This is a genomic window from Burkholderia contaminans (assembly GCF_029633825.1).
Lineage (GTDB): Bacteria > Pseudomonadota > Gammaproteobacteria > Burkholderiales > Burkholderiaceae > Burkholderia > Burkholderia contaminans.
This window is the reverse complement of sequence record NZ_CP090642.1, coordinates 866427-875593: the sequence shown is the minus strand read 5'-3', so window position 1 is coordinate 875593 and position 9167 is coordinate 866427. Positions and strand designations below refer to the sequence as shown.

Genomic DNA, 9167 nt, shown 5'->3' with positions numbered 1-9167 from the left:
ACGATTCATGAGGCGGGCGTCAGCCACAGCGTCGCGAGCGGCGGCAGGCGCAAGGTCGCCGACCACGCTTCGCCGTGGGCGGGCACGGCTTCGGCCCACACGGCGCCGTCGTTGCCGGCGTTGGTGCCGCCGTACGGCGCGGCATCGGTGTTCATCAGTTCGCGCCAGTGGCCGGGCGCGGGCAGCCCGACGCGATAACCGGCGCGCGGCACGGGCGTGAAGTTGCAGACCGCGACGACGAGATGCCCCGCGTCGTCGCGGCGCGCGAACGCGAACACGCTGTTGTCGCGATCGTCGCCGATCAGCCAGGAGAAGCCGGCCGCGTGGCAGTCGAGCGCATGCAGCGCCGGTTCGGCCGCATAGGTGCGGTTCAGGTCGCGCACGAGCCGCTGCACGCCGCGATGCGCAGGTGCGTCGAGCAGGTCCCAGTGCGGCGTCGCGTCGTGCGCGAACTCGGCCCATTGCGCGAATTCGCTGCCCATGAACAGCAGCTTCTTGCCCGGGTGGGCCCACATGAAGCCGAAGTACGCGCGCAGTGTCGCGAGCCGCTGCCATGCGTCGCCGGGCATCTTCGCGACGAGCGAGCCCTTGCCGTGCACGACTTCGTCGTGCGACAGCGGCAGCACGAAACGCTCGGAGAACGCGTACACGAGCCCGAACGTCATCCGGTCGTGGTGATAGCGGCGGTGGATCGGGTCTTCGTGCAGATACGCGAGCGTGTCGTGCATCCAGCCCATGTTCCACTTGAAGTCGAAGCCGAGCCCGCCGTCGCCGGTCGGCGCGGTGACGCCCGGCCACGCGGTCGATTCCTCCGCGACGGTGACGACGCCCGCCGGCGCGGCCGCACCGTGCAACGTGTCGTTCAGCATGCGCAGGAATGCGACCGATTCGAGGTTCTCGCGGCCGCCGTGCACGTTCGGCACCCATTCGCCTTCCGCACGCGAATAGTCGCGGTACAGCATCGACGCGACCGCGTCGACGCGGATGCCGTCGACGTGATACCGGCGCGCCCACGCGAGCGCCGACGCGACGAGGAATGCGCCGACTTCGGTGCGCCCGACGTTGAACACGCACGTGTTCCAGTCCGGGTGCATCCCTTCGCGCGGATCGGCATGCTCGTACAGCGCGCTGCCGTCGAATTGCGCGAGCCCGTGCGCATCGTTCGGGAAGTGGGCGGGCACCCAGTCGACGAGCACGCCGATGCCGGCCGCATGCGCGCGGTCGACGAAGCGCGCGAAACCGTCGACCGGCCCGAAGCGCGCGGACGGCGCGAACTGCGCGAGCGGCTGGTAGCCCCACGAGCCGCCGAACGGGTATTCGGCGATCGGCATGAACTCGACGTGCGTGAAGCCCATGCCCTTCACGTATGGAATCAGCCGCTCGGCGAGTTCGTCCCAGGTCGCGCTGCGGTTCATCTCCTCGGGCACGCGTAGCCACGATTCCGCATGCACCTCGTAGATCGACCACGGCACGCGGTAGCGGTCGGCGTGCGGCCGCGCGTGCATCCAGCTGTCGTCGTGCCACGCGAACGCGTCGAGCGCCGCGACGTCGGCGACGACCGACGCCGTGCGCGGCGGCGCCTCGGTCGCGCGTGCGCAGGGATCGGCCTTGTGCGGCAGCACGCGCCCGTCGGCCGCGCGCAGCTCGTACTTGTAGCACTCGCCCGCGCCGATGCCCGGCACGAACAGCTCCCACACGCCCGACGGCCGCCGCAGCCGCATCGGATGCCGGCGGCCGTCCCATCCGTTGAAATCGCCGACCACCGACACGCGCTGCGCGTTCGGCGCCCAGACCGCGAAGCGCACGCCGTCGGTGTCGTCGATGCACGTGGGCGTAGCGCCGAGGCAGTCGAGCACGGCGGCCGGGTCGCCGGCGGAGAAGCGGGCGAGCACCGCGTCGTCGAGCAGCGTGCCGAACGCATACGCATCGTCGATCACCTGCCGCGCGTCGGGCCAGTCGATCGCGAGCAGATAGTGGGGCGCGCCGCCGTTGCGCGGGATCGTTCCCGCGAAGCAGCCGGCGCGATCGACGCAGGCGAGCGTGCCGAGCTCGGCGCCTTCCGGCGACAGCGCATGCACGCTTTTCGCGCCGGGCAGCAGTGCGCGCACGACGACCTGGTCGGCCTGCCCGTGCGGGCCGAGGCACGCGAACGGATCGGGATGACGGCCGGCGAGCAGCGCATCGATATCGGATCGTTCGAACAGCGTCCCGGTCATTGCTTTCCTCCTTCGTCGGATGCGCCGCCGTGATCGAGCAGCCGTTCGACCAGCGCGGCGAGCCCGCCGACCGGCACGCTCAGCCAGTCGGGGCGGTTCGCGGCTTCGTAGCACAGCTCGTACGACGCCTTGTCGATCAGGAACAGCGCGAGCAGGCGATCGGCGTAGCGCGGGTCGACGAAACGCGCGGGCGCCTGCTCGGCGGCCGTGCGATAGCAGTCGACGAAGCGGTCGGCGGCGGCCTGCCCGAAGCGGTCGAACAGCGCGCGCTTGCGGCCGGCCGCCTGCGGCGGCGCCTTCTCGATCGCGAATTGCGCGGTCGCGCTCACGTACGACAGCGAACGCAGCAGGCCGGCCACGTCGCGCAGCGGATGCGATTTCGCGCGGCGGTGTTCGAGCGGGCGCGCCGGCTCGCCTTCGAAGTCGATCAGCAGCGCGTCGCCTTGCACGTCGAGCACCTGGCCCAGATGGAAATCGCCGTGGATCCGCATGCATTGCGCATCGAGCGTGCGCGGCACGAGCTCGCCGAGCGCGCGGACGGCCGCATCGCGCGACGCGAGCAGCGTGTCGGCCGCCGCGCGCATCGCGGGATCGAGCGCCTCGAGCCGCGTGTGCAGCACATCGAGCGCGTGCTCGAACGACGCGATCGCGTCCGCGCACCAGCCGTCGACGTGGCCGGGCGTCGCGGGCTCCGGCGCGAACGCGGGATCGTCGGACGGCTGCGCGAGCGCGACGTGCAGCTGGCCGAGCCGCGTGCCGATGATCCCCGCGAACGCCGCATAGCCGAGCAGTGCGTCGGGTTCCTCGTTCGCGTCGTCGGTCTCGTCTTCGCCGGCCGCCGGCAGCGCGAGTTCGTCCACCGCGCGCCGCAGGAAGTCGAACGAGCGCGTCCACGCGTCGCCCTGGTTGTCCACGTAGCGCTGCAGGATCGCGACCGTGTGCGGCCTGCCGTCCGGATCGACGTGCACGACCTCACCCGCGAGCGTCGCGGTGTTCGGGTAGCCGATCCGCGTCAGGTAACGGCTCATTTCCGCTTCCGGATGCACGCCGTGCGCGACCTTGCGCACCAGCTTCAGCACGATCGCGTCGCCGATCACGAGCGAGCTGTTGCTCTGCTCGGCCGCGAGCCAGCGCACTTCCGCGTCGTCGCCGGGATCGAGCGCGGCGAGCGCATCTTCCGGCAGGAACGCGAGCCGGCCGCCGTCGGTGGTCGGCACCGTCGCGCCGTCGCGCAGCTTGCGCAGCATCCCGTGTGCGAACGCCGGCAGCGCGAACGCGTCGGTCAGGTAGCCGACCGAATGGCCGCGCCGCACGCGCGCCAGCGCAAGCTGCGCGAACAGCGGATGCGAGGTCTCGCCGCCCCACGCGGCCGCGAGCGGCACGACGTAGCGTTCGACATCGCCCGATTCGTCGGATTCGACCCAGGCCTCCGCATACTGGAACGGCTCGCCCGGCACCGGCGTGACGACGTTCAGCCGGGCCGTGCCGATCGCGCGGTCCTTCGATGCGAACCAGCGCCGCCGCGCGAGCCAGGCGGGCAATGCATCGTGCGCGAGCACGTGCAGCTGTTCGACGTCCGGCCGCTCATCGCCGCGCCGCATCACGAGCGTCACGTATTCGGGCAGCGGCTCCGCATGGGGCTGCCGCCACGACGGCTCGCGGCCGTGCTCGGCGAGCACGAACCACAGGAACCCGTACGGCGGAAAGGTGAGCAGGTAGGTGAGCTGCCCGATCGGCGGAAACGGCGAATCCGACGTCATCTCGATCGGCACGCGGCCCGCGAATTCGGACAGGTCGAGCTCGACGGCCTGCGACGCGCGCGACAGGTTCGCGACGCACAGCACCGGATCGTGGCCGTCCAGCTCGCGCAGGTACGCGAGCACCTTGCGGTTCTCCGGGCGCAGGAAGCGGATCTTGCCGCGCCCGAACGCCTGCGACGCGCGGCGCGTCGACAGGATACGGCGCGTCCAGTTCAGCAGCGAATGCGGGTCGCGCGTCTGCGCCTCGACGTTGACCGCGTCATAGCCGTACAGCGAGCCCATCACCGGCGGCAGCACGAGCTGTTCGGGGTCGGCGCGCGAGAAGCCGCCGTTGCGGTCCGACGACCACTGCATCGGCGTGCGCACGCCGTCGCGGTCGCCGAGGTGGATGTTGTCGCCCATCCCGATCTCGTCGCCGTAGTAGATCACCGGCGTGCCCGGCATCGACAGCAGCAGCGAGTTGATCAGCTCGATGCGGCGCCGGTCGCGCTCCATCAGCGGCGCGAGCCGGCGCCGGATGCCGAGGTTCAGCCGCGCGCGCCGGTCGCTCGCATAGGTCTGCCACAGCAGGTCGCGCTCGGAGTCGGTGACCATCTCGAGCGTCAGCTCGTCGTGGTTGCGCAGGAACACGGCCCACTGGTTGCTCGGCGCGAGTTCCGGCGTCTGCCGCATGATGTCGACGATCGGGAAGCGGTCCTCGCTCGCGATCGACATGTAGATGCGCGGCATCAGCGGGAAATGGAATGCCATGTGGCATTCGTCCTCGTTGCCGAAGTATTCCTGCACGTCTTCCGGCCACTGGTTCGCCTCCGCGAGCAGCATCCGGTTCGGATACTCGGCGTCGATCGTCGCGCGGATCCGCTTCAGGATCGCGTGCGTCTCGGGCAGGTTCTCGTTGCTGGTGCCTTCGCGCGCGACCAGATACGGCACCGCGTCGAGGCGCAGCCCGTCGATGCCGAGGTCGAGCCAGAAGCGCATCACCTGCATCACCTCGCGCACGACGGCCGGGTTGTCGAAGTTCAGGTCCGGCTGGTGCGAATAGAAGCGATGCCAGTAGTACTGGCCGGCGATCGGGTCGTGCGCCCAGTTCGACGTTTCCGTATCGAGGAAGATGATCCGCGTGCCCGCGTATTTCGTGTCGGTGTCCGACCACACGTAATAGTCGCGATGCGTCGAACCCGGCTTCGCGCGGCGCGCGCGCTGGAACCACGGATGCTGGTCCGACGTGTGGTTGATCACCAGTTCGGCGATCACGCGAATGCCGCGCGCATGCGCTTCGCGGATGAAGCGCCGCACGTCGGCGAGCGTGCCGTAGTCGGGATGCACGCCGCGGTAGTCGGCGATGTCGTAGCCGTCGTCGCGGCGCGGCGACGGGTAGAACGGCAGCAGCCAGATCGTGTCGACGCCGAGTTCGGCGATGTAGTCGAGCTTCGCGATCAGGCCGGGGAAATCGCCGATGCCGTCGTTGTTCGAGTCGAAGAACGACTTCACGTGCACCTGGTAGATGATCGCGTCCTTGTACCACAGCGGATCGTCCGCGCAGAGCGCCGGCGCGCGGCGGCGTGCACGGCGCCGGCGCGGGGTGCCGGCCGGCGCGAGCGACGGGAATTGCGCGCGGCGCACGTCGTCGAGGGAATCTTCGCGTTTCATCATCCATGGGCTCCCGAGGAGGGCCGGGCGTCGCCCGGTTCGCGCGCCGCCGCCCGCGCGGCGCCTGGAGACGGCGTGAGCCGCCAGATCGCATACGGGCGCACATGCGGATCGAGCGAGACGTACTGGCGATGCCCTCGCCAGGTTTCCGCATGCGTGGCGTCCTGTTCGAGCGCGTCGAGCGGTTCGCCGTCAACGAGCCCCAGGCCACGCCACAGCGACGCATCGAGCGTGAAATTCGCGACCTGCGGATGCCACGGATCGGTGCTGATCGCGACGACGACCACGCTGTCGAACGCGGGCGTCGCCTTCACGAACACGAGCACCGTGTCGTTGTCCGCGTCGGCGAACGTGATGCCGAGATGGGTCTGCAGCGCCGGGTTAGCGCGCCGCGCGCGGTTCAGCCGCGCGACCTCGGCGCCGATATGCGCGGCCTTGCTCCAGTCGCGCGCCCGCAGCTCGTACTTCTCCGCGTCCGCGTATTCCTCGCTGTCGGGCAGCGGGGCCGATTCGCCGAGCTCGAAGCCCGAATACATGCCCCACGAGCCGGAGAGCGTCGCCGCGAGCGCCGCGCGGATCACGAACTGCGTGCGCGGCGCGTTCTGCAGGTGGCGCGGATTGATGTCGGGCGTGTTGACGAAGAAGTTCGGCCGGAAGAAGTCGCGCGCGGGGCCGGTCGTCAGCTCGGTCAGGTAGTCGATGAAGTCGCGTTTCGACTCGCGCCACGTGAAGTACGTGTACGACTGCGAGAACCCGACTTTCGCGAGCCGGAACATCATGCCCGGCCGCGTGAATGCTTCGGACAGGAACACGACGTCCGGGTGCCGGCCGCGCACGTCGTCGATCATCCACGCCCAGAACGGCAGCGGCTTCGTGTGCGGATTGTCGACGCGGAAGATCCGCACGCCCGCGTCGACCCAGAACAGCACCGCGTCGCGCAGTGCGAGCCACAGGTCGGGCAGCGCGTCCGGCGCGTAGAAATCGGGGTTCACGATGTCCTGGTAACGCTTCGGCGGATTCTCCGCGAAGCGCAGCGAGCCGTCGGGCCGCCACGCGAACCAGCCCGGATGCGCGGCGAGCCACGGATGGTCGGGCGAGCACTGGATCGCGAAATCGAGCGCGATCTCGAGCCCGTGGCCGCGCGCGGCATCGACCAGCGTGCGGAACGAGTCGAGCGTGCCGAGCTGCGGATGCACGGCCGTGTGGCCGCCGTCCGGCGAGCCGATCGCATACGGGCTGCCGACGTCGTCGGGGCCGGCCGTCAGGCTGTTGTTGCGCCCCTTGCGCGCGGTCGTGCCGATCGGGTGGATCGGCGGGAAATACAGCACGTCGAAGCCCATGTCGCGGATGCGCGGCAGGTGGGCGATCACGTCGTCGAACGTGCCGTGCCGGTGCGGATCGTCGCTCGCCGAGCGCGGAAACATCTCGTACCAGCTGGAGAAGCGCGCCGCGCGGCGCTCGACGTCCACCGGGAAGGTCGTCGTGTCGTGCGTGACGAACGGCCGGTAGCGCAGCGCCGCGAACGCTTCGGCGAGCGGTGCCGCGCCGAGCTGCGCGAGCCGCGCGTCGGCCGGCGCTTCCTTGAATTCGGCGACGAGTCGTTTCATCCGGGTCAGTGCGCGCGCATCGAGCGGATCGGCGAGCTTGAGCGCGGTCGCGAGCAACAGCTGCGCTTCGCGCAGTTCGAGCGCCACGTCCTGGCCGGCCGCGTGTTTCTTCTCGACATCGTGGACGAGCGATGCCCAGTCGTCGCGCCAGGCAATCACGCGAAATTCATGGCGGCCGAGCCGATCGAGCGCGACGCGCGCGCGCCAGCGGTCGTTCGGTTCGGCTTCGAAAGGGATTTCGCGCCAGTCGTCGTCGCCGGCGGCACGCCACTGCAGCGCGGCCGCGAGATGCGCGTGCCCGTCGGTGAAGATCGATGCGTGGACCACGAGCGTCTCGCCGATCACGCGCTTGACCGCGAAGCGGCCGCCGTCGACCGACGGCTCGACGCGCTCGATCGCGATCCGGTCGGCCGCGAGCGCCGCGGACAGCACGCCGCGCTCGCGTGCGGCGTCGTGGCGTGTCGTGACGGGTGGCGCCTGCCACGCAGGCAGCAGCGCGTACGCGCCGGGGTCGAGCGTGAACGGTTCGAGCGCGGCCGGCGGGTGGGCTTGCGTGCCGTCGTGCGTGGCGACGCGCGTGAATCCGCCCGGCACGCCGGGCAGGATCGTCGCGGGGTCGACCGTCACCGCTGCGTCGAGATCGGGATTCAACGCGATCAGCAGCGCCGCTTCGTCGTGTTCGAGCGATGGCCCGGTGCCGCGCAGCAACGCGGTCGCCGGCGCGCCGGGCGCGCTCAACTGCACGATTTCGCCGCGCGCAGCCGCGACGGGCGTGGCGCGGCGCCACGCGTTCGCATCGGCGATGGTGCCCGACAGGTCGAAGCGCGCGCGCTCGAACGCGGCGCGGTAGCGCGCCGCATCGGCATCGCGCGCCATCAGCGGCACCGTGACGCCGCGCTCGAAGCCCATTGGCACGAGCCAGCCGGTGCCGACGGCGGCAGCAGTCCACAGCGCGCGGCGATAGGCGCGGGCGAGGGTGTCATCCGGCGCGTCGGGCCAGGCGTCGGCGAGGCGCGCGCCGTCGAACGCGTCGGGAAACGCGATCGGGGAGCCGATGCGCCGCAGCAGCCGGTGTTCGTCGACGAACCACGGCGCGCGCAGATCCCACCAGCGTACCGATGAAAACACCGCGTCGAACCCCGCGCCTTCGAGCTGCGCCAGCGCGTCGCGCGCATGGCCGGGCACGCCGGCGAGCACCGCGACGTCCGGGCGGGTACGGCGCAGCGCTGCGCGCCAGCCGGGCCACCAGCCGGCCGGCAGATGATGCGGCGCGTCGATCAGGAAGCCGGCCGCGCCCGCATCGGCGAACGCGGCGAGGTGCTTGCACCACCACGCGGACAGCGCGTCGCGCGCGGCTTCATCGCCGAGGTTCGCGTGGGCGACATCCGCCGCGTGCGCGGTGCCGCGCGGATCGATCAGCGCGTCGTCGTGCGTGCGCTCGACGTACCAGTCCGGATGCTCGGCGCGCAGCGGGTTCTCGCGCGCGACCCGATCCGGCACGACTTCGAGCAGCAGGCGCAGCCCGTGGCCGTGTGCGAGCTGGGCGAGCCGCGAGAAGGTTTCGAGCGCGCTCGCGCCTGTCTCGAACGATTGGGACGGCCGGTGGAAATCGGCTATGTGGCGCGGAAAGCCGGCGATGCTCGCGGCCCAGAACGCGCCGACGAGCACATGATCGAAGCCCATGCCGGCGACATGCGCGAACGTCTGCGGCCACGCGTCGAGCGGCCCGACGAGGCGGGCGTCGCAGAAGTAGAGGTGCGGAGAAAAGGGCGGCGTGGAGTCCATGGCGCGGGCGTAGGGGCGGCAGTCGATGACGCCGGTTCGTCGCAACGCGCGTGCCTGCCGGGTGGTTTCCCCGTGGGGCAAGGGCGGGCGGGAGACCCGCGGCGGCGGGGACTGTCGTTTTTACATGACTGCTGGGTACATGCATGCAC

At 70.7% G+C, this 9167-nt stretch carries 3 protein-coding genes; all 3 read right to left on the bottom strand.

The genetic code is table 11. The features are described 5' to 3' along the window. Positions 1 to 5: 5 nt before the first annotated feature. The 3 genes from glgB to LXE91_RS36035 are packed head-to-tail and all read right to left on the bottom strand — an operon-like array spanning position 6 to position 9018. A complete protein-coding gene (gene glgB / locus LXE91_RS36045) occupies positions 6 to 2216 on the bottom strand; it encodes a 1,4-alpha-glucan branching protein GlgB (protein WP_039371580.1) in 2211 nt (736 codons plus the stop codon). Next, entirely contained in the window at positions 2213 to 5626 is a 3414-nt protein-coding gene (gene treS / locus LXE91_RS36040) for a maltose alpha-D-glucosyltransferase (RefSeq protein WP_039371583.1), read from the bottom strand. Before treS ends, glgB begins: the two co-directional genes overlap by 4 nt. Continuing rightward, positions 5626 to 9018: a maltotransferase domain-containing protein gene (locus LXE91_RS36035; RefSeq protein ID WP_039371586.1), complete on the bottom strand. Its 3393-nt coding sequence runs from the start codon at positions 9016 to 9018 to the stop codon at positions 5626 to 5628. The genes treS and LXE91_RS36035 overlap by 1 nt, the downstream gene beginning before the upstream one ends. Between the last annotated feature and the right edge of the window lie 149 nt (positions 9019 to 9167).